Raw genomic sequence first — 25412 nt, 5'->3', positions numbered from 1 at the left:
CGCCGCCCCCCCCCCCCCCCCCCCCCCCCCCCCCCCCCCCCCCCCCCCCCCCCCCCCCCCCCCCCCCCCCCCCCCCCCCCCCCCCCCCCCCCCCCCCCCCCCCCCCCCCCCCCCCCCCGCGTCTCGGGCTCTCGTGGGCCCTCGGCTGGGCACTCGGCCACGATCAGCTCACCTGATCGGGAGCGCTCCTCCCGCACGGTGCAGCACGAGGGAGGAGCTACGGGGACCAGCTGAGCTGACCCTGGCCCTCAGGCGGTCGGCGAGCCGCCGGGCGCGACCTCGCCCTCGATCACGCGCGTCTCCTTCGCCGCGGGCCGCGGCCCGGGGCGCCACACCTCCTGCACCTCGACCTCCTCCACCCGGGAGCTGCGCACCCGCACGGGCCCGCGCACGGCCACCGGCAGCCGCGAGCCGATGAGCCGGCCCAGCACGACGCGGACGACGTCGCGCGTGCCGGGCAGCAGGCACAGCAGGCCGACGAGATCGCCGACGAACCCCGGCAGCAGCAGGAGCAGGCCGCCGACCGCGGCGAGCCCGGCGTTGCCCAGCTCCCGACCGGCCGGCCGCCGGGTGCGGGAGCGCTCGCGCAGGTCCTGCAGCGCCCTGGTCCCCTGCCGGCCGAGCAGCAGCGCGCCGAGCACGCTGGTGCCGAGCACGGCCAGGACCGTCCAGCCCACGCCGATCCAGGCGGCGACCAGGACGAACACGACCAGTTCGGCCAGGGCCAGCAGCGCCAGCGCGGTGCGCAGCCGTCGTCCCACGGCGTCCTCCGTCTCTCCCCGCCCGGCCGGCGCGGGCGGTCGCGGCCCGCCTACCGGGCGACGCTCGACCGCCCGTCGTGCCGGGCGCGTCCGGGTACGGGCCGGCGGACGCGGCCCGGCAGCCGATCGGCCAGCCGGTCCCGCAGGCCCCACGCGGTGACCCGTACCAACGCCTCTGCAACGATCGAGGCGCTCATCTTGCTCCGGCCCAGCGTGCGTTCGACGAAGGTGATCGGCACCTCGACCACGCGGGCGCCCGAGCGCCAGGCCCGCCACACCCAGTCGACCTGGAAGCAGTAGCCCTGGCTGGCCACCTCGTCGAAGGGCAGCCGGTCGACCAGGTCGCCCCGCACGGCGCGGTAGCCGCCGGTGGCGTCGCGCAGCGGCAGGCGCAGCGCCCAGCGCGTGTAGGCGTTGCCGGCGCGGGAGAGCAGCAGCCGGTGCACCGGCCAGTCCACCACCGCTCCCCCGGCCACGAACCGCGAGCCCAGGACCAGGTCGGCGCCGCCGTCGAGGGCGGCCAGCAGGGTGGGCAGCTGCTCGGGGGCGTGCGAGCCGTCGGCGTCCATCTCGACCAGGACGTCGTAGCCGCGGTCGCGCCCCCACCGGAACCCGGCCACGTACGCCGGCCCGAGGCCGGCCTTGCCTTGGCGCCGCAGCACGTGCACCCGCGGCTCGTGGCCGGCGATCTTCTCGGCCACCTCGCCGGTGCCGTCCGGCGAGCCGTCGTCGACCACCAGGGCGTGCGCGGTCGGCACCGCGTCGAGCAGCCGCTCCACGATCCGCTCGACGTTCTCGGCCTCGTTGTAGGTCGGGATCACGACCAAGACGCCGCTCACCGGCGCCCCCCGGGCAGGCGGCGGCGCACCGGGGCGATCCCGGCCAGCAGCGCGCCCGCGCCCACGGCGGTCAGCGCCCACTCCGGGACGGCGCCGAGCCGCAGGGCGAGCGTGGTGGAGTCGCGCTGGGCGATCTCCTCGACGAAGACGGCGGGGGTGAACAGCGCCGAGGCGCGGGCGACCGTGCCGTCGGGCGCGACGACCGCGGAGATGCCGCTGGTGGAGGCGATGACCACCGTGCGGCCGAACTCCACGGCGCGCAGCCGGCTCATGGCCAGCTGCTGGGCGCTCTCGTCGGTGAAGCCGAACGTGGCGTTGTTGGTCTGCACGACCACCATGCCGGCGCCGGCCGCCACGACGTCGCGCACCAGCCCGTCGTAGACGACCTCGAAGCAGATCACGTCGCCGACCCGGGTGCCGCCCATGTCGAGCACCCCGACCTCCTCGCCGGCGAGCTGGTCGCGGCGCACGAGGTCGACCTGGTCGCTGAACAGCCGGAAGAAGCCGCGGGCGGGCACGTACTCGCCGAAGGGCACCGGGTGGCGCTTGAGGTAGGTCTCCCCCGGCCCGGTGACCGGGTCCCACACGATCCCCATGTTGCGGATCCGGTCGCCCGGGCCCTCGACGATCGCGCCGACCAGGATCGGCGCCCCGATCGCCTCGGCGGCCCGGCTGATCCGCCGGTTGGCGTCCTCGTTGAGGTACGGGTCGATGTCGGAGCTGTTCTCCGGCCAGATGACCAGGTCGGGCTGGGGTCGCCGGCCCGCGGCCACGTCGGCGGCCAGGTCGAGGGTCTGCTGGACGTGGTTGTCCAGCACCGCCCGGCGCTGGGCGTTGAAGTCCAGGCCGAGGCGCGGGACGTTGCCCTGGACCACCGCCACCGTCGCCGTCTCGCCCCCGGCGGTCAGCGACGCCCCGGGCAGCGGCAGCCAGGCCAGCCCGCCGATGAGCGGGACGGCGAGGACGGCGGTTACGCGGGCGGCCGCCGACCGCAGCGCGGGCCGGCGGGCGTCGGCGGACGGCGACGCCCGCCACGCGCGCAGCAGCGCGAGCAGCGCCGCGGCCAGCAGCGTGCCGGTGAGCGCCACCACGAAGCTGACCAGCGGCACGCCGCCGTACGCGGCGAAGGACGTCAGGGGGCCGCTGGTCTGCGAGAGCCCCAGCCGGCCCCAGGGGAAGCCGCCGAGCGGGACGCGGCCCCGGACGGCCTCGTCGGCCACCCAGAGCGCCGCGGCCCACACCGGCCACAGCGGCAGCCGGGAGGTGACGGCGGTGGCCGCGCCGAGCAGGGCGATGTGCAGCGCCTCCCAGACGGCGAGCACCAGCCACGGGAACGGGCCGACGTAGACGCCGGTCCACGACAGCAGGGGCACGAAGAACGCGAGCCCGAGGACCAGGCCCAGCCACAGGCCGGAGCGGGCGCGCTGCCCGCGCACGGCCAGCGCGAGCGCGGCCGGTCCGAGCGGCGCGAGGGCGGGCAGGGCGGGTTCGGGGAAGGCGCCGAGCAGCGCCAGGCCGCCGAGCAGCGCCAGGCCGGTGCGCCACGGCCAGCGGCGCCGCCGGCCTGCGGGCGCGGTGCGCGCCGGGCGGGGCGCGAGACCGGGCGCGCCGGACGCGCGGTCCGCGTCCGACACGCTGGCTCTTGCCGGCACCCGGGGCCTCCGTCGGACGATCCGCTCCGGACCGGCCGGGGCGGGCACCTCTCCCCCGCGCCGGGCGGGCGGGGGCGGGCCGCCGCGTCGGCGGCGGCCCGGCCCCAGCATCCCATCCGGACCTGCCCGGGAGGCCGGGGCGCCTCCCGGCCGGGGCGGTGTGCGGATGTCGCCTCTCGGTCGCGCCGGCGGACGTCCGCGCCGCTCGCCGCACCTTCGGGCCGGACGACCGGTCGCGGGCTGCGGCCGGAGCGCTCCGTTGTCTGGTGGCGCGGGGCGTGCGCGGCTCCGCCGGGGTGCCGCCCGCATGACCTCCGGGCGGCCGCGCCGGTGGCCCCGGCACGCCGCTCCCGGAGGGCGCACGGACGTGCTCCCGGGAGGAACTGCAGCGACTGTAGGAAGTGCAGCGACACGTTTCCCCGCCTGCGGGAGGCCCGTGCCGGACTGTGACCGGATCGTTACCGCCCGACCCCCCGGTGCGTCAGGGGACGACGACGGTGGCCACCGCCTCCACCACGGTCTCCGGCGGGTCCACCACCCGCGCCGCCGAGGGCCCGCGCTCGGGCTCGGCCCGGGCCACCACCCGCGCCGCGCAGCGCAGCTCGCGGCTGCGCCTGCCCACGCGCACCACCTCGGCGGTCGCCTCCAGCACGTCGCCGGCCCGCACCGGCCCGAGGAAGCGCACCTCGGAGTAGCCGGCCAGCAGCCCCTCGTCGCCGTCCGTGCGGATCGCGACCTCGGTGGCGACGTCGCCGAACAGGCCCAGCGCGTACGCCCCGTCGACGAGGCTCCCGCCGTAGTGGGCGTGGCCGTACGGCACGTACCGGCGGTGGGTGACGGTCAACCCGAGCCTCGGGTCGGTCTCGCTCATGCTGCCTCCGTCTCGGGGACCAATGCGTGGACCAGGTAGCTGGCGACCTCGCCGGGGGTGGTCCCGCGGCCGAAGACCTTGTCGACGCCGAGCTCGGCGGCCATGGCCGGGTCGAACCGCGGGCCGCCGACCACCAGCAGCGGCCGCGACTCCCCCATCGCCTCGCGGAACGCGGCGGCGAGCTCGCGGGTGTTGCGCAGGTGCGCGTCCTTCTGGGTGACCACCTGCGAGACCAGGACGGCGTCGGCGCGGGCGGCGCGGGCCCGTCGCACCAGGTCCGGCACCGTCACCTGCGCGCCGAGGTTGGCGACGTCCATCTCCCGGTAGTACTCCAGGCCCTTCTCCCCCGCGAAGCCCTTGAGGTTGAGGATCGCGTCGATGCCGACGGTGTGCGCGTCGGTGCCGATGCACGCGCCGAGGACGACGAGCTTGCGGCGCAGCCCGGCCTTGATCGCGCCGTTGACCTCCGACGGCGTCAGCAGCGGGTAGGCCCGCTCCTCCACCTGCACGGCGTCGAGGTCGACCAGGTGCTTCACCGAGCCGTAGACGACGAAGAAGGTGAAACCGTCGCCGATGCCGTGGCTGTGCACCACCATCGCCGGCTCGATGCCCATCTTGCGCGCCAGCTGCAGCGCGGCGCCCTCCGCCTTCGGACCCGGCGGCACCGGCAGGGTGAACGACGTCTGCACCATCCCGTCGCCGGTGGTGTCGCCGTAGGGCCGCACGACCGTGCCGTCAGGCATGCGCCGCCTCCCTCGACAGCAGCTCCAGGGCGGGGTTGTACGCGTCGGGGGCCAGCGCGACGACGCCGTCGAGGCCCTTGCCGCCGTCCGGCGGCCGCCGGGTGATGCCGAACGTGCCGTCGGCGATCGCCTGGATCAGCCCCTCGGGGTGGTCGGCGATCCGCTCGAGCAGGTCGACGGCCTCGCGCAGCACCGTGTCGGCGCGGCGGTCGATGAACCCGCCCCGCGGCGGGGAGAAGTCCTCGACCAGGCCACCGGCGGCGTCGAGCACGTAGCGGACGTTGCGCAGCGCCAGGTCGCGGTCGGACAGCCACGGGGTGACGACGGCCTCGGTCATCATCCCGACCAGCAGGATGCCCTGGCCGGTCAGCGCGCCGGCGAGGTTGAAGAACCCGTCGAGCAGGTAGCCGCGGAAGACGTCGCCGGTCATGTGCTTGGTCGGCGGCATCCACTTCAGCGGCGCGTCGGGGAACAGCGAGCGGGCCAGCAGCGCGTGCGCGAGCTCCAGCCGGAAGGACTCCTCGCGGTCGGGGTCGATCTCGAAGGCGTGCCCGAGGCCGAGCTGCCAGTCCTCCAGCCCCGCCTCCTTGGCCAGCGTCTCGTTGAGCAGCTGGCTGACCGTGACGGTGTGCGCCTCGTCGACGGCGTCGGCGGTGGTGAGGTAGTTGTCCTCGCCGGTGTTGATGACGATCCCGGCGCGGGCGTGCACCATCCGGCTGAAGCGCTGGTCGACGAAGGTGCGCCGCGGGTTGATGTCGCGGAAGAGGATCCCGTACATCGCGTCGTTGAGCATCATGTCCAGCCGCTCGAGCCCGGCCAGGACGGCGATCTCCGGCATGCACAGCCCCGAGGCGTAGTTGGTCAGCCGCACGTAGCGGCCCACCTCGGCGCTGACGTCGTCCAGGGCGGCCCGCATGAGCCGGAAGTTCTCCTGGGTGGCGTAGGTGCCGGCGTAGCCGGTGCGGGTGGCGCCCTCGGGCACGTAGTCCAGCAGCGACTGCCCGGTGGAGCGGATGACGGCGATGACGTCGGCGCCGGCCCGGGCGGCGGCCTGGGCCTGCGGGATGTCCTCGTGGATGTCGCCGGTGGCGACGATGAGGTAGATCCACGGCCGCCGCGGCGGGTCCCCGTGGACGGCGACCAGCTCCTCGCGGCGGCGCCGGTTGGCGTCGATGCGGGCCAGGCCGGTCGCGACGGCGGCGCGGGCGGCGGCGCGGGCCCGCTCGGCGTCGGCGCCGTCGGGAACCGCGAAGCGGGCGGTGCCGGCGCCCACCTGCTCGGCCAGCGCCTGCAGCGAGGGGGCCGCCCCGGAGGCGAGCGCGTGCCAGACCGGCAGCGCGACGCCCGACTCCAGCCCCACCTGGTCGCGCACGGCGTCGACGACCCGGTTGACCCACGGCACCCGGTCCACTGGTCCTCCACCCGCCCCACCGCCCCCGGCCGCCCCCTCCCCCGTCACCGGGTCGGTGCCGGTGAGCCCGGCCAGCCGCAGCACCGCCCGCTCCACCGACACGGTGGTGTGCCGGTGCGCCAGGTCGACCACCGGCTGCGCGGCCCGGGCGGCCAGCGCCCGGGCCCGCGCGACGAGGACCGGGTCGAGATCGAGGCGGGGGGTCACAGCGGGTCTCCGTTCACGAGCAGCAGGCGGCAGGCCGGGCGGTGCCGGCCGGCGAGGACGGCCGACAGCGTCTCCGCCGTCTCCCACAGCGCCAGCGACGCCGGCGCGCCCACCCCGAGCGGCCCGGCCGGGTGCTCGGCGCGGGCGGCCGCGCGGCCGCCGTGCGTGGCGGCGTCGAAGGCGTCGAAGGGCCGCAGCCCCGAGGCGGGCGTGCGGTGGTCGACGGCGGCGTGCACCCCGCCCCACGGGTCCAGCGGCGTCACCGGGGCGTCGCTGCCCAGCGCGAGGGCGACCCCCGCGTCGGCGAAGCCGGCGAACGGGTTGGTCCGCAGCGCCCGCTCGGCGCCGAGCCGCTCGGCGTACATGCCGGCGTCGCCGCCCCAGGCCGCGTCGAAGGCCGGCTGGACGCTGGCCACCATCCCCAGGTCGCGCAACCGCTCGATGTCGACCGGGTCGATCATCTCCACGTGCTCCAGGCGGTGCCGGCAGGCGCGGACCGCGGGCCGGCCCAGCTCGGCCGCCACCGTCTCGACCGCGAAGACCACCTGCGCGACCGCGGCGTCGCCGATCACGTGGAAGCCGGCCTGGATCCCCGCGAGCGTGCAGGTGCGCACGTGGTGGACCAGCTGCCCGGTGGCGAACCGCAGGGTGCCGGCGGTGTCCGGGCGGTCGGCGTAGGGCCCGCTGCCCAGCGCCGCGGTGTGCGAGCCCAGGGCGCCGTCGCAGAACAGGTCCCCGCCGGCGCCGGCCAGCCCGAGCTCACGGACGACGTCCAGGCCGCCGCGCTCGGCCAGCTCCCCCCAGTAGCCGACCACCTCCGGGCCGGGTTCGGCCGCCGCGAGCTCCAGCAGCCCGGCGAGGTCGTCGGCACCGGAGACCTCCGGACCGGCCATCTCGTGCAGGCTGCCGATGCCCAGCGCCGCCGCCGCGGCGCGGGCGGCCCGCTGCGCCGCGCGCCGCTGGTCCGGGCCGACCGAGCCGTAGGCGGCCCGCCGGGCGGCGTGGTGCGCGTCCAGGCGCAGCCGGCCGTCGGCGGAGAAACCGGGCAGGTCGGCGATGCCGGGGATGCGGTCGAGCAGGGCGGTCGACACGGTCGCGGAGTGGACGTCGACGCGGGCCACGTAGGCGGCCCGGTAGCCGAGGACCGCGTCGAGGTCGGCGCGGGTGAGGCCGCGGCGCTCCGGCCAGCCGGTCTCGTCCCACCCGGTGCCCAGCACGGTCCCGGGCGCGTCCTGGGCGTGCCGGGCGATGCGGGCGCCGGCCTCGGCGAGGCTCGAGCTCGAGGAGAGGTCGAGACCGGTGAGCGCCAGGCCGGTCGCGGTGGCGTGCACGTGGGCGTCGACGAAGGCCGGCGTGAGCAGCGCTCCCTCCCCCGCGACCACCCGGTCGGCGGCGGGGGCGTCGGCGGCGTCGCCGAGCCAGGCGATCCGCCCGTCGGCGACGTGCACCGCCCGGCCCGGCCGGTCGCCGACGGTGACGTCGGTGATCAGCAGGCTCACGCCGCGACTCTCGGGTCGATGAGGGACCGGACCCCGGCGTCGGACCGGTAGAGGTCCAGGGCCAGGGCCGCGTGGCCCGGGGTGTAGCCGTTGCCCACCAGCATCGTCACGTCCGCCGCCATCCCCTCCGCGCCGAGCGCCGCCTGCGCGAACGACGTCGCCATGGAGAAGAAGACCACGGTCCCGCCGTCGGCGGTGGCGAGGACCGCGCCGTGCTCGGCGCCGGGCACGTCGACGCAGACGATCGTCGCCTCGGCCGGCTCGCCCACCGCGGCGGCCACGCCGAGCGGGTCGGTGGCGTCGGCGACCACGACCCGGTCGGCCAGCCCGGCGGCGCGCAGCGCCGCGGCCTCGCGCTCGTCGCGGACCAGGCCGGTCAGCGCCGTCGCCCCGGCCGCCCGGGCCGCGGCCAGGCTCAGGCAGCCGGACTTGCCGGCCGCGCCGAGGACGACCACGGAGCGGGCACCGGTCCGCTCGACCACCCGCGCGGTGGCCGCCGGCGCGCCGCAGACGTCGAGCAGTGCCAGCGAGACGGCGTCGGGCAGGTCGTCGGGCAGCACGGCGGCCAGCGACCGGGCGAACAGGATCGCCGTCCCCTCGGCCGGCACCTGCTCGCCGCGGCCGTCCCAGCGGGCCAGCCCGTCGGTGATCCGCAGCGGGGTGAGCGTGAGCGAGACCAGCGTGGCCACCCGGTCCCCGGGCGCCAGGTCGTGCGGGGACTCCTCCCCCACCGCGTCGACCACGCCGATCAGCATCCCGCCGGAGCCGGTGACCGGGTTCTGCATCTTGCCGCGGGTGCGCACGATGTCGAGGACGGCGGCGCGCACCGCGGCGCCGTCCCCGCCGCACGCCTGCCGCAGCTGGCGGAACGACGCGGCGTCGAGGTTGAGCCGCTCGACGGCGATGCGCACCTCGTCCGGGCCGATCGCCGGGTCGGCGTCGAGGCGCAGCGCCGCCTGCGGCAGCACGCCGCGCGGCTCCAGCACCCGGTGCGCCCCGAGGGCACGGTGCAGCCCGGTCGTCACAGACGTCGCTCCCTTCACCCGTTCCGGCAGGAGAACCTATCGCGCCCGGCCGGTTTCACCGAAAATCCTCCCGTAGAGTCGCCCTCCGAGGGGACAGCGAGCCGAGGCGAGGAGACACCATCGTGCTGGAGCAGCCCTACGAGTACGCCGCCCGCCCGCTGGCCGAGCCCGACTGGCGGCGGCTGCCCGGGTTCGCCGGGGTGACCGAAGCGGAGTGGCGCAGCGCCCAGTGGCAGCGCGCGCACTGCGTCAAGAACGTCCGGCAGCTGCGCGGCGTCTACGGCGACCTGCTCGACGAGTCCTTCTACGCCGACGTCGCCGCCGACCAGGCCGGCCGCGCCACCATGTCGCTGCTGCTGCCCCCGCAGATGCTCAACACGATGTGCCCCGACCGGGTGCCCGGCACCGGCGCGATGCGCCGCGACCCGGTGCGCCGCTACATGCTCCCGCTCGCCTCCGACCGGCTGCCCGGCGCGGCCGCCAGCCACCCGTACGCCGCCCGCGACTCGCTGCACGAGCACGAGATGTGGGCCGTCGAGGGCCTCACCCACCGCTACCCGACCAAGGTGCTCGCCGAGCTGCTGCCCACCTGCCCGCAGTACTGCGGGCACTGCACCCGCATGGACCTGGTCGGCAACTCCACGCCCGCCGTGGACAAGCTGCGCTTCGAGCTCAAGCCGGTCGACCGGCAGGCGGCGATGCTCGAGTACCTGCGCGCCACGCCGGGCGTGCGCGACGTCGTGGTCTCCGGCGGTGACGTGGCCAACCTGCCGTTCAAGAACCTCGAGGCGTTCGTCGCCGGGCTGCTGGAGATCGAGTCGGTGCGCGACATCCGGCTGGCGTCCAAGGCGCTCGTGGGCCTGCCGCAGCACTGGCTGCAGGACGACGTCGTGGCCGGGATGACCCGGCTGGCGACGACCGCGCGCGAGCGCGGCGTCTCCCTCGCCGTGCACACCCACGTCAACGCCGCGCAGCAGGTCACCCCGCTGGTGGCCGAGGCGGCGCGGGCGATGCTGGCCGCCGGCGTGCGCGACGTGCGCAACCAGGGCGTGCTGCTGCGGGGGGTCAACGCCACCGCTCCCCAGCTGCTCGACCTGTGCTTCGCGCTGCTCGACGGCGCCGGCGTCACGCCCTACTACTTCTACATGTGCGACATGATCCCGTCGGCCGAGCACTGGCGGGTGTCGCTGGCCGAGGCGCAGACGCTGCAGCACGACCTCATGGGCTACCTGCCCGGCTTCGCCACGCCGCGCATCGTGTGCGACGTGCCCTACGTCGGCAAGCGCTGGGTGCACCAGGTGGCCGAGTACGACCGCGAGCGCGGGATCTCCTACTGGACGAAGAACTACCGCACCGGCATCGAGCGCGAGGACGAGGACGCCCTCGACCGCCGCTACACCTACTACGACCCCATCCACACCCTGCCCGAGAGCGGGCGGGCGTGGTGGGCCGAGCGGCACGTCGACCCGGTCGCGGCCGACCTGCGGGCGGCCTCGTCGCGGGCGGCGTCGGCCGCCGACCTGCCCGCCTGAGAAGGGACCCTCCCGCCCACCGCTCGCGGGCTCGCGGCGGGCCTCTGCGGGAGGGCCGGGACGTTTCTCGCGTGCCGCCGGGCGGTAGCGAGGGTGGATGACGTCCCCGGCCGGCGAGCTGCTGCGCACCGAGCGGCTGCGGCTGCGCGCCTGGACCACCTCGACCGAGGACGTCGCCCGGCTGACCGACCTCTACGGCCGCGAGGAGGTCACCCGCTGGATCGGCGGCACGCCGCGGGTGCCCCCGGCCGAGCTGCCGGAGCGCTGGGCGGCGGTGCACGCCCAGGACGGGCGGTTCGGCTGCTGGGCGGTGGAGCGCCCCGACGGCGTCGTGGCCGGCACCGTGCTGCTCAAGCCGCTGCCGAACGGCGTGGGCGAGGTCGAGGTCGGCTGGCACCTGCACCCCGACAGCTGGGGGCGCGGCTACGCCACCGAGGCGGCCCGCGCGGTCGTCGAGCGCGGGTTCGAGGCGGGCCTGCCGGAGGTCTACGCCGTCGTCCGGCCCGGCAACGAGCGCTCGATCGCGGTCTGCCGCCGGCTGGGCATGGCCCCGCTGGGGCGCATGCGGCGCTGGTACGACGTCGAGCTCGAGGCGTTCCGGTTGATGGCGCCCCCGGTCGTCGAGTAGCCCCCGGGGCGACGGGTTCCCGTGTGACGGCCGTGACGGACCCGTTCGGTCGCGCCCGGCGGTGGTCCCCGTCGCACCCGGCCGGTCCTGCCTACCGTCGACGCATGCACCAGCAGCCGTCTTCCCCGGTCCCCTCCCGCCGCTCCTCCTGCGACCCCGACCGGGTGCGCTACCTGCACCTCGTCGCCTCCGCGCGGGCCAGCGCGGTCCGCCCGGTGGACGTCCAGCAGGTCGCCGACATCGTGCGCGTGACCGTGGACGACGAGGTCGACACCACCACGTTCCGGGCGATCGTCACCGACGTCGCCGGCGACGTCCTGCGCTGACCGCCCGCTCCCCTGCCCTGCTGCGGGTGAGGGGACGAGGGGATCGCGGCGGAGCCCGTCGCGACGGTGCACGAGCAGCAGCGGCTCGTCACGCGGACCGGCGCCGGGCCGCCCGGGCCGGCGCCGGTCAGCGGCGCCCGAGCCGCCCCGTCAGCCGCGCGAGCGGGCGCTGCCGGGGCCGCTTGGCGCGGCGGCCCGCGGCGTCGACGGCGTCCTCGCCGGCGGCCTCCTCCGGCGTCGGCGCCGTCCCGCCGAGGTGGGCCGGCAGCCACCACCGGTCGTCGGGGCCGGACGGCGCGTCGGGGTAGCTGCGCTGGGCCTCGTCCAGCAACGCCTCCATGGCCGCCCGCGTGCGCCGCAGCAGCGCCTGCGGCCGCTCCCCCGGCTCGGCGACGATCGGCTCCCCGAGGACGACGGTCACCGGCACGCCGCGGCGCAGCACCACCTTGTGCCCCTTGGTGGCGATCCGCTGCCCGCCCCACACCGCGGCGGGGACGACGGGCACACCGGCGTCGACGGCCATCCGCGCGGCGCCGGCCTTGAGCTCCTTGACGGTGAAGCTGCGGCTGATCGTGGCTTCGGGGAAGACGCCGACCACCTCGCCGTCCTTGAGCGCGCGCACGGCGGACTCGAACGCCGCCGCGCCGGCCTTGCGGTCGACCGGGATGTGCCGCATCGCCCGCATGAAGGGTCCGGCGAACCAGTGCTCGAACACCGCCGCCTTGGCCATGAACCGCACCAGGCGGTGGCGCGGCAGCGCCGCCAGGCCCAGGAAGGTGAAGTCGAAGAAGCTGACGTGGTTGCTGCAGATGATGGCGCCGCCGGTGGCCGGCACGTGCTCCGAGCCGCGGACGTCGAAGCGGAAGCCGAAGAGCCGGAACACGACCAGGGCCAGCCGGACGACGAACCGGTACGGCCGGTCGCGAGGATCGGGCGCGGGACCGAACAGGTCCCGGCGGACGACGTCGCGGGCGCTGGCCGTGTACATGGCCGGACCCTAGCGGGCCTCGCTGAGAGCGGCCTGTGCGGTCTCCTCGGGTTCCCCGGCGGTGACCGCGACGGCGACCCGGACGACCTCGGCGAGGTCGCCGGTGGCGCCGTGCACGCGCCGCTGGAGATCGGCGCCGGTGCCGCGCCGCAGCAGCCCGGCCACCCCGTCGGCCACCCGCTGCTCGTCGCCGGAGCGGGCCAGGGCCGGCCGCACGTGCTCGAGCAGCGCGCCCACCACCTCGGCCGCCGGCGCGGGCCGGCCGGTGCGGGGGTGCACCAGGTCGCCGGTGAGCCCGGAGCGGCCGGCCCGCCAGGCGGCCAGCCGCAGCAGCTCGGCGCGCACGCCGGGGGCCGGCGTCCCCGCCCGCCACTCGGCGGCGGCGGTGTCGACCAGGCCCCGCACCAGGCCGGCGTGGGTGACCGCGTCCTCGGCGCGCAGCGCGACGTCGGCGACGCGCACCTCGACGGTGGGCCAGTTGGCCGACAGGCGGGCGTCGAAGTAGACCATCCCGGTGTCGACGGCGGTGCCGGTGGCCAGCACGTCGTCGACGAGCCGGTGGTACTCCGCGGCGTCGGCGAAGATCCCGTTCGGCCCGGCCGAGGGCCAGCGGCCCCACGACTGGGAGCGGTAGCTGGCGTAGCCGGTGTCGGCGCCCATCCAGAACGGGGAGTTGGCGGTGAGCGCGGTGAGCACCGGCAGCCACACGCGGATGCGGTTGAGGACGGCGACGCCCTCCTCGTCGTCGACGACCGAGACGTGCACGTGACAGCCGCAGGTCAGCTGCTCGGCGGCGACCCGGCCGAAGGTGTCGTGGATGCGCGCGTACCGCTCCCCCTCCGTCGCCACCGGCTCGACCGCGACCGGTGAGCTCGCCAGCGCGGCCACCCGCGACCCGACGGCGCGCGCGGCGGCGTCGGCGCGGGCGCGCCAGGACCGCAGCTCCCGGGTGACCTCGTCGAGGGTCCGGCAGACCCGGGTGCCCAGCTCCACCTGCTGCGCCTTGAGCTCCGGGACGAGGTGCGCGCCCTCCGCGGCGCCGTCGTCCTCGCCCTGCGCGGCCCGGTCGTGCTCCTCGACGGTCTCGCCCTGCCCGCGCCGGGCCGCGACCTCGAGGGCCTCGGGCCCGAGCGGCACCGGCCGCCCACCGGGGTCGACGACCAGCAGCTCTTCCTCGACCCCCACGGTGCGCACCGGACCATGATCACCAGTGCGGGCCGCGGCCGCAGGCCGAGCGCCCGGGTGGTGCGGTGGATCGGGGCCGTCGGTCCGCTGTGCGAACCGTTATGCCCAAGTCGGAGTTCTTCTATGGGGGAGGCCGGCTGCGCCCGCACCCCCATCACGGGTGCGGCTCGGGCGTGGGCCTGCGCGATCACCCGCCGGGCGCCCGGAGGGCGCCGGACCGGCCGGTGTCCATGGCAAGATACGACGACCATAGGTCGCGAAATTGTTGGGGATAACGGTACAGTTGCGGCGTGGCGACGCGGTGGCAGCAGCCCCTGCCGGAGATGCCGGCCCCTCCCCCGGAGCGGGCGTGGCGGCGCCTCGCGCCGCCCGAGGGGTACGAGGCGCAGTGGCGGCGGTTGGTCGACGCGGCGCTCGAGCTCGGGCTGGGGCCCGACGACCTGGCCGCGACGGGGCTGGACCCGATCGTCGCGGCCCGTGGCTGGAAGCCCGCCACGGTCGCCCTCTACGGCAAGGTCGCCCGGTACGGCGGGCTGGCGCTGGCCACGGTGCCCACGCCGGAGCCGACGCCGCAGAGCCTCGACCTGCGGCCGCTCACCCAGATCCGCCGCGAGGACCCCGAGCACCTGCGCACGGTGGCGTGGTGCGCGCTGGCGCTGGGCTGGCCGGGCACCGTCGGGCAGTTCCGCGACCTGCGCCGCGAGCAGGTGCGCGCCACCGCCCGCCGGCTGCTCGTGCACACCGACGACGGGCGGTGGTCGATCCCGGGAGCGCTGACCGCGTGGCACGCCTGGGAGGAGGTCCGCAACCGCTTCCCCGTCCTGGCGGCCAGCCCGTGGGTGCTGCCGGCGCTGCGCCGCGGGCCGGGCTTCGGCTCCCGCGTCGGCGGGCAGCTGTCCACCCAGGCGCTGCAGGTGACCTTCGCCAAGCACGCGGTGCGGACCGGGCAGCACCTGCGCGCCACCGCCTCGCCCTCGCGGCGCGCGTGGGCCGAGGCGCTGGCCGCGGAGTACGCCGTGCTGTCCTACGACTCCTACCGCCGGCTGGCGCTCGCGGCCGGGGCGCCGCCGGTCTCGGCCCGCGGCGCGGTGCGGGCCGCCCGCGCGGTCAACCGCCTGCACCGGCTGGCCGGCTGACCGCGCCTCAGCAGAGCGCCAGCTGCTCCGGCGGCTCGGGTCGGTCGACCGCCGCCGGCAGGCTGCCGGCCGGGAACTCACCCTGCTCGTCGCCGGGCAGGCCGCGGACCGGTGCGCCGTCGACGCCGCGGGCGGTGCCGCCGCGCTGCCGGTCCAGCCCGTGCCGGGCCAGCAGCGGCGCCACCCGGCGGGCCAGCCGGTCGCGGTACTCCGCCGGCACGTAGGCGCCGCGCCCGTACAGCCGCCGGTAGTGCGGCACGAGCGCGGGGTGCTCGCGCTGCAGCCAGGCCAGGAACCACTCGCGGGCACCGGGCCGCAGGTGCAGCGCCAGCACGGTCACCCCGGTGGCGCCGGCCGCGGCGATCGCCGCCAGCGCGGCGTCCAGCGACTCCTCGTCGTCGGTCAGCCCCGGCAGCACCGGAGCCAGGAAGACGCCGCACGGCAGCCCGGCGTCGGTGACCGCGCGGACCAGCTCCAGCCGCGCCCGCGGGCTGGGCACGCCGGGCTCGAGCGCGCGGTGCAGGTCGTCGTCCCAGATCGCCATCGAGACGCCGAGCCCGATCGGCACGTCGCGCGACGCGGCGGCCAGCAGCGGGACGTCCCGCCGGGCCAGGGTGCCCTTCGTCAGGATGGAGAACGGGGTGCCCGAACGGGCCAGCGCGCGGATGACGCCCGGCATCAGCCGGTAGCGGCCCTCGGCCCGCTGGTACGGGTCGGTGTTGGTGCCCATCGCCACGTGCTCGCGCCGCCACGACGGCCGGGCCAGTTCCCGCTCCAGCACTTCGACCAGGTTCGTCTTGACCACGATCTGCGTGTCGAAGTCCCGACCGGGGTCGAGCTCCAGCCACTCGTGGGTCTTGCGGGCGAAGCAGTTGTGGCTGATCACCCCGTTCGCGACGAAGTCGCCGGTCCCGGTGGTGATGTCGTACATGGGGATCTCCACGCCCAGCGGCCGGACCTCCACGACCCCGAGGGCGGCGTCGCTCTCGAGCGCGTCACCCGCGATCGAGCACCTGCGCCGGATCGCGGGATCGACGAGGTGGACGAAGCGCAGCTGCTCGCGCAGGCCGCCCCTGACGCGCACCGTGCGCACCCGTGCCGGCAGTCCCGGGTCCTCGAGCACCGCGTCGAAGCCGAGGGCCGACAGCGCAGCCTGCGCGGCATCGAGGATCTCGGTGCTCGCGGTGCTGATCCGGAGGGCGCCTCCGCTCCGGCAACCCTCGGCATCGAAGATCCCGGCGAGGAAGCCGCGCTGCCATTCCTCGGACGGCCCGGCCGGCCAGGCGACGAGGGCGCGGATCTCCTCGACCGACCGCCGCTCCTGCGTCCTGATGCCGTTCGTCGCGCGCCGCTTCCCCGACGCCGGCGCGAGGACGAAGCGATCCGTCGGGATGCCCGCCTGGTCGAGGTAGTCCTGGGACCGGTCCAGTGCCTCTGCATCGACGAGTGGCAGGCGGAACTGGTGGATCGGAGCCGGCCGGCCATCGGCTCGCCGGTGGGCGGAGGACGTGAGCGAGCCCTCGCCGCGCACGATCCCCGTGAGGTAGCCGCGACGGTAGTCGTCCGTGACCTTCATCGGCTCGGCCGTCCGGCCGTGGCCGAGGAGCTGGTCGTCGGTGGTCAGGTAGGGGCGCCGGCCCGGACCGTCCACCGCTCCGACGACGTGCTTCCAGCCACGGCGCGAGAGGAACCGGTGGTCGCCGCTGGCCACGAGTCCGGTCCCGTCCTCCAGCGTGATGCGGAAGGCCGGTTTCACCGTCGACCAGTGCGCGAGGACCTCGGTGGCGACGTACCGCCGGTGGGGGCCCTCGACCCGCGTCCCGATGATCCGGTCGCCGACACGGAGGTCCGCGATGCGCGTCCGGCGACCGTCCGCCATGAGGACCAGGGTGTCGCCCGAGGTGCAGTAGACGCACGAATGGGCGCAGCCCCGGTAGGGGTTGACCGTCCACCGGAACGGCATCGGCGAGCCGGCCGGGACGGCGTTGAGCGCGCTGCGGCTGCGCACCTCGTGCAGCGTGACGCCGGGGAACTCCGGCACCTGCACGCTGCGCAGCAGGCCGCGGATCGAGGGCATGCCGGGCAGCGACCCGTCGTCGACCGGGTCGAGCCGCTGGGCGTCCCACCGCACGCCGGTCATCCGAACACACGTTCGACGCCGCTGTCCAGTCGACGCGGGTCAGCCGGGCAGGTCCGCTCGCACCATCACCACGTCGCGCAGCTACTCGGCGGGCAGTTCGCGGGGATCGCCGCGCAGCCGCATCGCCCTGGCCCCGCCCGGGATGCCGGCGGTGTAGGCGACGACGCCCGCCCGGCACCGGGCCGGGTCGCGCGCGCCCTCGACGGCGACCGCCCGCGCGGTCACGCGCTCCCCCGCCAGCCACAGCTCCACGTCCCGCGGGCCGCGGAAGTTGCGCCACCAGCGCTTGACGTCCGCGCCGCCGACCCAGATCCACACGACGCCCCCGGCCCGGGCGTAGCCGGCCACCAGCTCGTGCGGCTGCCCGGTGCGGGCGCCGGTGTAGCGGATCACCGCGAGGTGCCCGCCCAGCCGCCGGCCCGCCGCCCGGGAGCGCAGCAGCCGGCGCAGCACCGGGTTCGCCACCCGGTTGGTCAGCGCGTTGCGGAGGGCCACGCGGGCAGGCTAGTGCCGCCCGCGCGTCGACACCGGCGACCTCGTCCGCCTCGGCCGGGGAGAGCGCACGGAGACGCCGGTCTCGCCGGAGGAGGCGCTCAGATCGGCGGGCGGTGCTCGTAGAACGACGAGAGCACCACGGTCGTGCGGGTGGTGACGTTGGCCGCGGCGCGGATCTCCTGCAGCAGCGCCTCGAGCGCGTCCGGCGAGGCGACGCGCACCTTGAGGATGTAGCTCTCCACGCCGGCCACCGAGTGGCACTCCTCGATGGCCGACAGGTGCGCCAGCCGGGCGGGGGCGTCGTCGGGCTGGGCCGCCTCGATCGGCGTGATCGACACGAAGGCGGTCAGCGGCAGGCCGAGCTGCTTGGCGTCCAGCGTCGCCCGGTAGCCGGTGATCAGCCCGCGCTGCTCGAGCCGGCGCACGCGCTGGTGCACCGCCGAGACCGACAAGCCCACCTTCTCGGCCAGCTCGGTGTAGCTCGCCCGGCCGTCGCGGGCGAGGGCGGCGAGCAGCGCGCGGTCGACGTCGGCCGACGCGCTGCCCGGTTCAGCCGGGGAGGACGACGAGGTCACGGGGGCCGCCGTTCAGGGTCCGGACGCCGTCCTCGGTGCAGACGACGATGTCCTCGATGCGGGCGCCGCAGCGGCCGGGCAGGTAGATGCCCGGCTCCACGGAGAAGGCCATGCCGGGCACGAGCGGGGTCTCGTTGCCCTCGACGATGTAGGGCGCCTCGTGGGTGTCGAGGCCGATGCCGTGGCCGGTGCGGTGGATGAAGTACTCGCCCCAGCCGGCGTCGGCGATGACACGGCGGGCGGTGGCGTCGACCTCCTCCGCGCTCACGCCCGGGCGGACGGCGGCGGTGGCGGCCGCCTGCGCCCGCTGCAGGACGCCGTACCACTCCGCGACCTCGCCGCCGGGCTCCTCCCCCACCGCGTAGGTGCGCGTGCAGTCGGAGCGGTAGCCGGTCGCCGTCTCGCCGCCGATGTCGACGACGACGACGTCGCCGGCCGCCACGAGCCGGTCGGAGACGTCGTGGTGCGGGCTGGCGCCGTTGGGCCCGGAGCCGACGATGGTGAAGTCGACCCCGACGTGGCCCTCCGCGAGGATCGCCGCGGCGATGTCGGCGCCGACCTCGGCCTCGGTGCGCCCGACCCTCAGGAACTCGCCCATGCGCGCGTGCACCCGGTCGATCGCCGCCCCGGCGGCGGCCAGCTCCGCCACCTCGGCGTCGTCCTTGACCATGCGCAGCCGGTCGACGACCGGCCCGGCCAGCTCCAGCGCCGCGCCGGGCAGCGCGCGCTGGACGCCGAGGGCGTGCTCGGCCCACGTGCGGTTGCCGACCGCCACCCGGGCGGGGGCCGCGCCGAGGCGGCGGGAGACCTCGCCGGCGAGCAGCCCGAACGCGTCGTCGGTCTCGTCCCAGGCCAGCACCTCCAGGTCCAGCGCGCCCGCCGGGCTCGCGCCGACCATCGGCGCCTCCAGCCGCGGCACCACCAGGAAGGGCTCGCCGCGCGCCGGCACGACCAGGGCGGTGAGCCGCTCCATGGCGTGCGCGGCGTAGCCGCACAGGTAGCGCAGGTCGGAGCCGGGGGTGAGGACGAGGACGTCGAGGCCGACGTCGCCCGCCGCGTCGCGGGCGGCGTGCAGCCGGTCCATGCTCACCAGGCCGGGCGCCACGGCATCGGATCCCACGACCCGCATGTAACCACGCCGCGCACCGATCTCCGCAGCCGTCGCCCGCCCCGCTACCGTCCGCTGGCGTGACCACCATGCTGCTGGACGCGGCCAGCCTCTACTTCCGGGCCTTCTACGGCGTGCCCACCAGCGTCACCGCGCCCGACGGGCGGCCGGTCAACGCGGTGCGCGGCTTCCTGGACATGACCGCGCGGCTGGTCACCGCCCACCGGCCGACCCGGCTGGTGGCCTGCTGGGACGACGACTGGCGGCCGCAGTTCCGGGTCGACGCCCTGCCGTCGTACAAAGCGCACCGGCTGGCGCCCGACGGGGCCGAGGAGGTCGTCCCCGACGAGCTGTCCCCGCAGGTGCCGGTGCTGGTCGAGGTGCTCGCCGCCGCCGGCATCGACCGGGTGGGCGCGCCCGGCTACGAGGCCGACGACGTCATCGGCACGCTGGCCACCCGCGCCCGAGGCCCGGTCGACGTCGTGACCGGCGACCGCGACCTGTTCCAGCTGGTCGACGACTCCCGCGGCATCCGGGTGCTCTACACCGCCCGCGGCATCACCGACATCGAGGTGGTCGACGAGGCGGCCGTGCAGAGCAGGTACGGCATCCCCGGGCGCGCCTACGCCGACTTCGCCGTCCTGCGCGGCGACCCCAGCGACGGCCTGCCCGGCGTGGCGGGCGTCGGCGCGAAGACGGCCGCGGCGCTGGTCACCGCGTTCGGCGACCTGGCCGGGATCCGCTCGGCGGTGGCGACGACGGTGGTCCCCAAGCCGCCGCTGACCGGCGCCGTCCTCAAGAAGCTGCACGCCGCGTCGGACTACCTCGACGCCGCGCCGGTGGTGGTGGCGGTGGCCCGGGACATCGACCTGCCCCCCGTCGAGGGCGAGCTGCCCGCGGCGCCGGCCGACCCGGCGCGGCTGGCCGCGCTGGCCGAGCAGCACAACCTGGAGTCGCCGCTGCGCCGGCTGGGGGCGGCGCTGGGCTGGGCGGCGGACGCGCTCGGCTGAGCGGAGTGGATCCGGCGGCGTGCCGCGCGCGTCGCCACTCCGCTCAGCGGCGGGTCAGGCCTCGGCCCAGGTGTACGTCGGCGGGTCGGCGCCCTCGTCGGTGATGGTGATCGTCAGCGTGACGTCCTCGCCGTCGGCGGTGGTGCCGGTGCACGAGTACGTGGCGCCGTTCTCCACCTCCATGTCGTCGTCGCAGGTGAGGTCGACGGCGACGCCCTCGCGCTGCTCGAACTGGCCGGCCACGTCGGCGGCGGTGGCCCGCGGGTCGAGCACGGTGGAGCCCAGCGTGAGCGGCAGCAGGACCGCGGCGGCCACGACCACGAGCGCGAGCACGACCAGGCCGACGATCAGGCCGGTCCGCGACTTCTTCGGCTGGCCGTAGGGCGCGCCGTAGCCCGGCTGCCCGTAGCCCTGCGGCGCCTGGCCGTACTGCTGCCCGGGCGCGCCGTAGCCCGGCTGCCCGTAGCCCTGCGGCGCCTGGCCGTACTGCTGCCCGGGGGCGCCGTACTGCTGGCCCGGCTGCCCGTACTGCCCGGGCTGGCCCTGTCCGTACCCGCCCTGCTGCGGCTGGCCGTACTGGCCCGGCTGGCCGTACTGCCCGGGCTGGCCCTGCCCGTACCCGCCCTGCTGCGGCTGGCCGTACTGCCCCGGCTGCCCGTACTGCCCGGGCTGCCCCGGCTGGCTGCCACCCTGCGGTGGGTAGGTCATCGTCGCTCCTGGTCGCGCTGTGCACCTGCGCCTGCGTGCGCGCAGGCCGGGGGGATTGTGCCCTACCGATGCGTTCCCGACGGGCAACCGGCGCGCACGTCAGCCCCCGACCGCGACGGCGACCACGCCCCGCCGCACCCGCTCGACGGCCGTGCGGGCGACCGCGGCCACCGGCTCGCCGGCCACCTTGCCCACCTGGTCGAGCAGGTCGACCAGCTGGCGCGCCCACCGGACGAAGTCCCCGCCGGAGAGCTCGGTGCCGGCCATCTCGGCGCCGGCCAGCACCTTGTCCAGGCTCTGCCCGTCGGCCCACCGGTACGCGGCCCAGGCGAAGCCCAGGTCGAGATCGCGGGTGAGCGGCACGCCGTGGTCGACCTCGACCTCCTCCAGCCGCAGCCGGATCCGGCGCATCTCGGCGATCGCGCCGGCCACCTTGCCGGCGGGCACGGCCGGCTGGCCCGGGGTCTCCCGGCGGGCCTCGAACACCAGCGTGGAGACGACGGCGGCGAGCTCGGCCGGGCCGAGCCCGCGCCACGCGCCCGAGCGCAGGCACTCGGCCACCAGCAGGTCGGCCTCCGACCAGATGCGCGCCAGCCGCCGGCCGTCGTCGGTGACCACCGGGACGTCGTCCACGGCCGGGACGACCTCGGTCTCGGCCTTCACCAGCGGCGCCACCTCGGGCACCAGGTAGCCGAGCTCCTCCAGCACGTCGCAGGTGCGGTCGAACTGCCGGGTCAGCGAGCCGGTGCGCTCGGCCATGCGGTGCTGGAGGGCGTCGGCCTCCTTGACCGCCCGGTACCACCGCTCGGCGAGCCGGACCCGCTCCTCCCGGTCGGGCAGCGCGTGCACCGGGTGCGCCCGCAGCGCCCGGCGCAGGTCGGCCAGCACCGGGTCGTCGGCGGCGGCCGAGCGGCCCTTGACCCGGCGTGCCCCCAGGTCGTTCTCCACCCGGGCGTTGCGCAGCGTCGAGGCGAGGTCGCGGCGGGCGTGCGGGCTGCGGTGGTTGAAGTTCTTGGGCACCCGCACCCGCGCCAGCGCGGACACCGGCGTCGGGAAGTCGGCGGCGGAGAGCCGGCCGGACCAGCGGTCCTCGGTGAGCACCAGCGGGCGCGGCTCGGCGAGGTCGGTGACCCCGGGGTCGAGGACGACGGCCAGCCCCTGCCGCCGGCCCGACGGCACCCGGATGACGTCGCCGATCCGCAGCGCGGCGAGGGCCTCGGCGGCCTCCTGCCGGCGCTTGGCCTGGGAGTCGCGGGACAGGGCCTTCTCCCGGTCGGCGATCTCGCGGCGGATCTGGGCGTAGCCGGCGACGTCGCCGCTGTCGGAGGCCATCTCGGCGGCCCACCGCTCGGCGTCCTTCTCGTGCCTGGAGGCGGCGCGGGCCAGCCCGACCACCGAGCGGTCGGCCTGGAACTGGGCGAACGAGGAGGCCAGCAGCTCCCGGGCCCGCGCGCGGCCGTAGGAGCCGACCAGGTTGACGGCCATGTTGTAGCTGGGCCGGAACGACGAGCGCAGCGGGTAGGTGCGGGTGCTGGCGAGGCCGGCCACCAGGGAGGGGTCCATCCCGGGCGCCCACACCACGACGGCGTGCCCCTCGACGTCGATGCCGCGGCGGCCGGCCCGGCCGGTGAGCTGGGTGTACTCCCCCGGCGTCACGTCGACGTGGGCCTCGCCGTTCCACTTGACCAGCCGCTCCAGGACGACGGTGCGGGCCGGCATGTTGATGCCCAGGGCGAGGGTCTCGGTGGCGAACACGGCCTTGACCAGGCCGCGCACGAAGCACTCCTCGACGGTCTCCTTGAACGCCGGCACCAGGCCGGCGTGGTGGGCGGCCAGGCCGGCGAGCAGGCCCTCGCGCCACTCCCAGAAGCCGAGGACGTGCAGGTCCTCCTCGGGCAGCGACCCGGTGCGCTCGTCGACGATCTGCGCGATCTCCGCGCGCTCGGCCTCGTCGGTGAGCCGCAGCCCGGCGCGCAGGCACTCGTGCACCGCCTGGTCGCAGCCGTTGCGGGAGAAGACGAACGTGATCGCCGGCAGCAGCCCCGCCCGGTCGAGCCGCTCGACCACGGTCGGCCGCGACGGGGGCCGGTAGCGCGGCCGGTGGCTGAACCCGCCGCGGCGGCCGTTGCCGCCGTCCCAGGCCTCGAACCGCCGCTCCTGCTCGCGGACGAACCGGACCAGTTCCGGGTCGACGACGGCGGCGCCCCGCTCGCGGGTGGACGCGCCGCGGGGGGTGAGCTCGTTGTCCGCCGCGTGGGCGGCCGGGCGCAGGCTGAACAGGTCGAAGACGCGGTTGCCGACCAGCATGTGCTGCCACAGCGGGACCGGCCGGACCTCGCTGACCACGACCCTGGTGTGGCCGCGCACGGTGACCAGCCAGTCGCCGAACTCCTCGGCGTTGCTCACCGTCGCCGACAGCGAGACCAGGGTGACCGACTGCGGCAGGTGGATGATCACCTCTTCCCAGACCGCGCCGCGGAAGCGGTCGGCGAGGTAGTGCACCTCGTCCATGACCACGTAGCCGAGGCCCTCCACGGCGGGGGAACCGGCGTAGAGCATGTTGCGCAGCACCTCGGTGGTCATCACGACCACGGGCGCGTCGCCGTTGATGGCGTTGTCGCCGGTGAGCAGCCCGACCTGCTTCTCGCCGTAGCGGTCGACCAGGTCGTTGTACTTCTGGTTCGACAGCGCCTTGATCGGCGTCGTGTAGAACGCCTTGCGGCCCTCGGCCAGCGCCTTGTGCACGGCGAACTCGCCGACGACGGTCTTGCCGGCGCCGGTGGGGGCGCACACGAGCACGCCGGAGCCCTCGTCGAGCGCCTCGCACGCCTCGACCTGGAAGGGGTCCAGCGAGAAGCCGAGCTCCGCGGTGAACTCGGCGAGCGTGGGGTGCGCGGTGCGCCGCCGTGCGGCCGCGTACCGCTCCGCAGGGCTGGACATGCCTCCACGTTAGGCGCTGCCGCGCGGCCACGATCACCTGAGCTGGTCGTGGCCGGTCCTCCCCCGTGGTGCACCGCGCGGGAGGACCTGTCATGCCGAGGGAGGACGCCGGTCGGGTCCGCCGGTGGCGAGGGTGGCGGTGGCGGCGTGCCCGCCGGCCGGCGGAGAGCGGCGGATCGCTAGGTGCGGCCGGCGCCGACGACGCGGACGGCGCCGGGGACGCACTCGGCGGTCGCCGGCAGCGGGGCCACCGGCTCCCCGTCGGCGTAGGTGGTGACGCCGGGCGCGGCCAGCTCCACCCGGCGGGCACGGTGCACCGTCACCGCGGGGTGCTCGACGTGCGCGCCCGCGGTCAGCAGCGGCCGGGAGCGCACCAGCTCGCGGCGGGTCACCGGGCCGAGGACGGTGACGTCGAACAGCCCGTCGGCCGGGTCGGCGGCCGGGCACACCCGCATCCCGCCGCCGTACCAGGCGGTGTTGCCCACGGCGACGAGCGTGACCGGCAGGGTGCGCGGCTCGCCGTCGAGGACCAGAGTCAGCTCGCGGGGCCGCAACCGGGCCAGCTCGGCGAGGACGGCGACGTCGTAACGGCGGCGGCCGCGGGGCCAGCGCAGCCGGTTGGCGCGGTCGGTCACCGCCGAGTCGAAGCCGCAGCACAGCACCGTGGCCCACCAGCGGTCCCCCGTGCGGCCGGCGTCGACGCTCGTCGCCCGCCGCTCGGCGAGGTCGGCGGCGACGGCGTGCGCGGCGGCCACCGGCTCCACCGGCACGCCGAGGGCCAGCGCCAGGTCGTTGCCGGTGCCGGCCGGGACCACGCCCAGCGGGGTGCCGGTGCCGGCCACCACCTGCAGGGCGGCGTGCGCGGCGCCGTCCCCGCCGACGGCTACGACGGCCGCCGCGCCGCCGGCCACCGCCGCGGCCGCCTGCCGTTCGGCGTCGGCCCGGGTGGTCGCGGGCAGCACGCGCGGGTCGGCGCCGCCGGCGCGCAGCGCGGCGAGCACGCCGGCCGCCGCCGCGCGGGCCCGGCCCCGGCCGGCGGCAGGGCTGACGAGGACGGCGACCTCCACGCGGGCGGGAGGGCCGCTCAGCCGCGGGAGGGCGTGCTGGTGGTGTCGCCGGTGGCCACGCCGTCGTCGCCGGTGCGCAGGTCGTCCTCCAGCGGGGAGGGGCCGGCGTCGAGGGGGGAGGCCTCGTCGTCGGCGAGGTCGTGGAAGTGCTCGGCGGCGTCGCGGCGGGCGCGGCGCTTGTCGACCACCCGGGCGATCTGGATGGCCACCTCGAACAGCACGATCATCGGCCCGGCCATCAGCAGCATGGTGAACGGGTCCTGGGTGGGGGTGACGAAGGCGGCGAAGACGATGGTCAGGAAGAAGATCCAGCGCCGGCTGGTGCGCAGCGCCTGGTAGGACAGCACGCCGACGAGGTTGAGCGCGACCGCGATCAGCGGCACCTCGAAGCTGACCCCGAAGGCGACCAGCAGGGAGAGCACGAAGCCGATGTAGTCCTGGGCGGTCAGCGCGACCACCACCCCGTCGCCGGCCAGGCTCAGCAGCAGCCGCAGCCCGGCCGACAGCGACAGGTAGGACAGCAACGCGCCCAGGGCGAACAGCGTGGTGGAGGCGGCGACGAAGGA

At 76.5% G+C, this 25412-nt stretch carries 23 protein-coding genes; 5 read left to right on the top strand and 18 right to left on the bottom strand.

Annotation, left to right across the window (positions count from 1 at the left end):
- Positions 1–248: 248 nt before the first annotated feature.
- From ACI78S_RS24085 to kdd, 8 genes are all read right to left on the bottom strand, one after another.
- On the bottom strand, positions 249–761 hold the full coding sequence (locus ACI78S_RS24085) for an FxsA family protein (RefSeq protein ID WP_456977511.1): 513 nt from the start codon (positions 759–761) through the stop codon (positions 249–251).
- Between the two features lie 50 nt (positions 762–811).
- Positions 812–1600, bottom strand: coding sequence for a polyprenol monophosphomannose synthase (locus ACI78S_RS24080; protein ID WP_456977510.1), 789 nt, complete (start codon positions 1598–1600; stop codon positions 812–814).
- Positions 1597–3234 carry an apolipoprotein N-acyltransferase gene (lnt, locus tag ACI78S_RS24075; RefSeq protein ID WP_456977509.1) on the bottom strand — a complete coding sequence of 546 codons (1638 nt, stop codon included), beginning with the start codon at positions 3232–3234 and terminating at the stop codon, positions 1597–1599. The genes ACI78S_RS24080 and lnt overlap by 4 nt, the downstream gene beginning before the upstream one ends.
- 499 nt (positions 3235–3733) lie before the next feature.
- Positions 3734–4123 carry a 3-aminobutyryl-CoA ammonia lyase gene (kal, locus tag ACI78S_RS24070; RefSeq protein WP_456977508.1) on the bottom strand — a complete coding sequence of 130 codons (390 nt, stop codon included), beginning with the start codon at positions 4121–4123 and terminating at the stop codon, positions 3734–3736.
- Complete coding sequence (kamE, locus tag ACI78S_RS24065) at positions 4120–4866, bottom strand: lysine 5,6-aminomutase subunit beta (RefSeq protein WP_456977507.1); 747 nt, start codon at positions 4864–4866, stop codon at positions 4120–4122. Before kamE ends, kal begins: the two co-directional genes overlap by 4 nt.
- Entirely contained in the window at positions 4859–6484 is a 1626-nt protein-coding gene (kamD, locus tag ACI78S_RS24060) for a lysine 5,6-aminomutase subunit alpha (protein WP_456977506.1), read from the bottom strand. The genes kamE and kamD overlap by 8 nt, the downstream gene beginning before the upstream one ends.
- Positions 6481–7983: an amidohydrolase gene (locus ACI78S_RS24055; protein WP_456977505.1), complete on the bottom strand. Its 1503-nt coding sequence runs from the start codon at positions 7981–7983 to the stop codon at positions 6481–6483. The genes kamD and ACI78S_RS24055 overlap by 4 nt, the downstream gene beginning before the upstream one ends.
- The gene (gene kdd / locus ACI78S_RS24050) at positions 7980–9008 is read right to left on the bottom strand and encodes an L-erythro-3,5-diaminohexanoate dehydrogenase (protein WP_456977504.1); all 1029 of its coding nucleotides are present in this window, start codon (positions 9006–9008) and stop codon (positions 7980–7982) included. Before kdd ends, ACI78S_RS24055 begins: the two co-directional genes overlap by 4 nt.
- Positions 9009–9130: 122 nt before the next feature.
- Here kdd and ACI78S_RS24045 point away from each other — a divergent pair, with 122 nt between their 5' ends.
- The 3 genes from ACI78S_RS24045 to ACI78S_RS24035 all read left to right on the top strand — a co-directional run bounded on the left by ACI78S_RS24045 (position 9131) and on the right by ACI78S_RS24035 (position 11494).
- Positions 9131–10540, top strand: coding sequence for a KamA family radical SAM protein (locus tag ACI78S_RS24045; protein WP_456977503.1), 1410 nt, complete (start codon positions 9131–9133; stop codon positions 10538–10540).
- A 97-nt stretch (positions 10541–10637) separates the two neighbouring features.
- On the top strand, positions 10638–11168 hold the full coding sequence (locus tag ACI78S_RS24040) for a GNAT family N-acetyltransferase (RefSeq protein ID WP_456977502.1): 531 nt from the start codon (positions 10638–10640) through the stop codon (positions 11166–11168).
- A 104-nt stretch (positions 11169–11272) separates the two neighbouring features.
- Positions 11273–11494: a hypothetical protein gene (locus ACI78S_RS24035; protein WP_456977501.1), complete on the top strand. Its 222-nt coding sequence runs from the start codon at positions 11273–11275 to the stop codon at positions 11492–11494.
- A 127-nt stretch (positions 11495–11621) separates the two neighbouring features.
- On the opposite strand, the gene ACI78S_RS24030 is transcribed toward ACI78S_RS24035, so the two are convergent.
- Positions 11622–12482, bottom strand: a complete 861-nt coding sequence (locus ACI78S_RS24030; protein ID WP_456977500.1) for a lysophospholipid acyltransferase family protein — start codon at positions 12480–12482, stop codon at positions 11622–11624.
- 9 nt (positions 12483–12491) lie between these two features.
- A complete protein-coding gene (locus ACI78S_RS24025) occupies positions 12492–13676 on the bottom strand; it encodes a carboxylate-amine ligase (RefSeq protein ID WP_456977499.1) in 1185 nt (394 codons plus the stop codon).
- Positions 13677–13957: 281 nt separating this feature from the next.
- Here ACI78S_RS24025 and ACI78S_RS24020 point away from each other — a divergent pair, with 281 nt between their 5' ends.
- Positions 13958–14803, top strand: a complete 846-nt coding sequence (locus ACI78S_RS24020; RefSeq protein ID WP_456977498.1) for a hypothetical protein — start codon at positions 13958–13960, stop codon at positions 14801–14803.
- 7 nt (positions 14804–14810) lie between these two features.
- Here ACI78S_RS24020 and ACI78S_RS24015 read toward each other — a convergent pair whose 3' ends face one another.
- The 4 genes from ACI78S_RS24015 to ACI78S_RS24000 all read right to left on the bottom strand — a co-directional run bounded on the left by ACI78S_RS24015 (position 14811) and on the right by ACI78S_RS24000 (position 19133).
- Positions 14811–16943, bottom strand: a complete 2133-nt coding sequence (locus ACI78S_RS24015; protein WP_456977497.1) for an intein-containing Rv2578c family radical SAM protein — start codon at positions 16941–16943, stop codon at positions 14811–14813.
- An 81-nt stretch (positions 16944–17024) separates the two neighbouring features.
- Positions 17025–17438: a nitroreductase/quinone reductase family protein gene (locus ACI78S_RS24010; protein ID WP_456977496.1), complete on the bottom strand. Its 414-nt coding sequence runs from the start codon at positions 17436–17438 to the stop codon at positions 17025–17027.
- Between the two features lie 98 nt (positions 17439–17536).
- On the bottom strand, positions 17537–18013 hold the full coding sequence (locus ACI78S_RS24005) for an Lrp/AsnC family transcriptional regulator (protein ID WP_456977495.1): 477 nt from the start codon (positions 18011–18013) through the stop codon (positions 17537–17539).
- Positions 17988–19133, bottom strand: coding sequence for a M24 family metallopeptidase (locus ACI78S_RS24000; protein WP_456977494.1), 1146 nt, complete (start codon positions 19131–19133; stop codon positions 17988–17990). Before ACI78S_RS24000 ends, ACI78S_RS24005 begins: the two co-directional genes overlap by 26 nt.
- Before the next feature lie 77 nt (positions 19134–19210).
- Here ACI78S_RS24000 and ACI78S_RS23995 point away from each other — a divergent pair, with 77 nt between their 5' ends.
- On the top strand, positions 19211–20131 hold the full coding sequence (locus tag ACI78S_RS23995) for a 5'-3' exonuclease (protein WP_456977512.1): 921 nt from the start codon (positions 19211–19213) through the stop codon (positions 20129–20131).
- Positions 20132–20185: 54 nt separating this feature from the next.
- Here ACI78S_RS23995 and ACI78S_RS23990 read toward each other — a convergent pair whose 3' ends face one another.
- From ACI78S_RS23990 to tatC, 4 genes are all read right to left on the bottom strand, one after another.
- The gene (locus tag ACI78S_RS23990; RefSeq protein WP_456977493.1) at positions 20186–20839 is read right to left on the bottom strand and encodes a DUF4333 domain-containing protein; all 654 of its coding nucleotides are present in this window, start codon (positions 20837–20839) and stop codon (positions 20186–20188) included.
- 99 nt (positions 20840–20938) lie between these two features.
- Complete coding sequence (locus tag ACI78S_RS23985) at positions 20939–23779, bottom strand: DEAD/DEAH box helicase (RefSeq protein ID WP_456977492.1); 2841 nt, start codon at positions 23777–23779, stop codon at positions 20939–20941.
- Between the two features lie 179 nt (positions 23780–23958).
- Positions 23959–24846, bottom strand: coding sequence for a diacylglycerol kinase family protein (locus ACI78S_RS23980; protein ID WP_456977491.1), 888 nt, complete (start codon positions 24844–24846; stop codon positions 23959–23961).
- A gap of 17 nt (positions 24847–24863) precedes the next feature.
- Positions 24864–25412 (bottom strand): twin-arginine translocase subunit TatC (gene tatC / locus ACI78S_RS23975; protein ID WP_456977490.1); only part of this gene is annotated, 549 nt, incomplete at its 5' end.

It is taken from the genome of Geodermatophilus sp. SYSU D00815 (assembly GCF_054050035.1).
Note: the sequence above shows the minus strand (reverse complement) of the source record. Positions and strands in the feature narration are given on the sequence as shown.

What these genes read in the sequence shown, in the direction of transcription:
- kal (WP_456977508.1), bottom strand. Translation starts at nt 4,123, where the DNA reads ATGAGCGAGACCGACCCGAGGCTCGGGTTGACCGTCACCCACCGCCGG.
- kamE (WP_456977507.1), bottom strand. Translation starts at nt 4,866, where the DNA reads ATGCCTGACGGCACGGTCGTGCGGCCCTACGGCGACACCACCGGCGAC.
- ACI78S_RS24040 (WP_456977502.1), top strand. Translation starts at nt 10,638, where the DNA reads ATGACGTCCCCGGCCGGCGAGCTGCTGCGCACCGAGCGGCTGCGGCTG.
- ACI78S_RS24035 (WP_456977501.1), top strand. Translation starts at nt 11,273, where the DNA reads ATGCACCAGCAGCCGTCTTCCCCGGTCCCCTCCCGCCGCTCCTCCTGC.
- ACI78S_RS24030 (WP_456977500.1), bottom strand. Translation starts at nt 12,482, where the DNA reads ATGTACACGGCCAGCGCCCGCGACGTCGTCCGCCGGGACCTGTTCGGT.
- ACI78S_RS24015 (WP_456977497.1), bottom strand. Translation starts at nt 16,943, where the DNA reads ATGACCGGCGTGCGGTGGGACGCCCAGCGGCTCGACCCGGTCGACGAC.
- ACI78S_RS23995 (WP_456977512.1), top strand. Translation starts at nt 19,211, where the DNA reads ATGCTGCTGGACGCGGCCAGCCTCTACTTCCGGGCCTTCTACGGCGTG.
- ACI78S_RS23990 (WP_456977493.1), bottom strand. Translation starts at nt 20,839, where the DNA reads ATGACCTACCCACCGCAGGGTGGCAGCCAGCCGGGGCAGCCCGGGCAG.
- ACI78S_RS23985 (WP_456977492.1), bottom strand. Translation starts at nt 23,779, where the DNA reads ATGTCCAGCCCTGCGGAGCGGTACGCGGCCGCACGGCGGCGCACCGCG.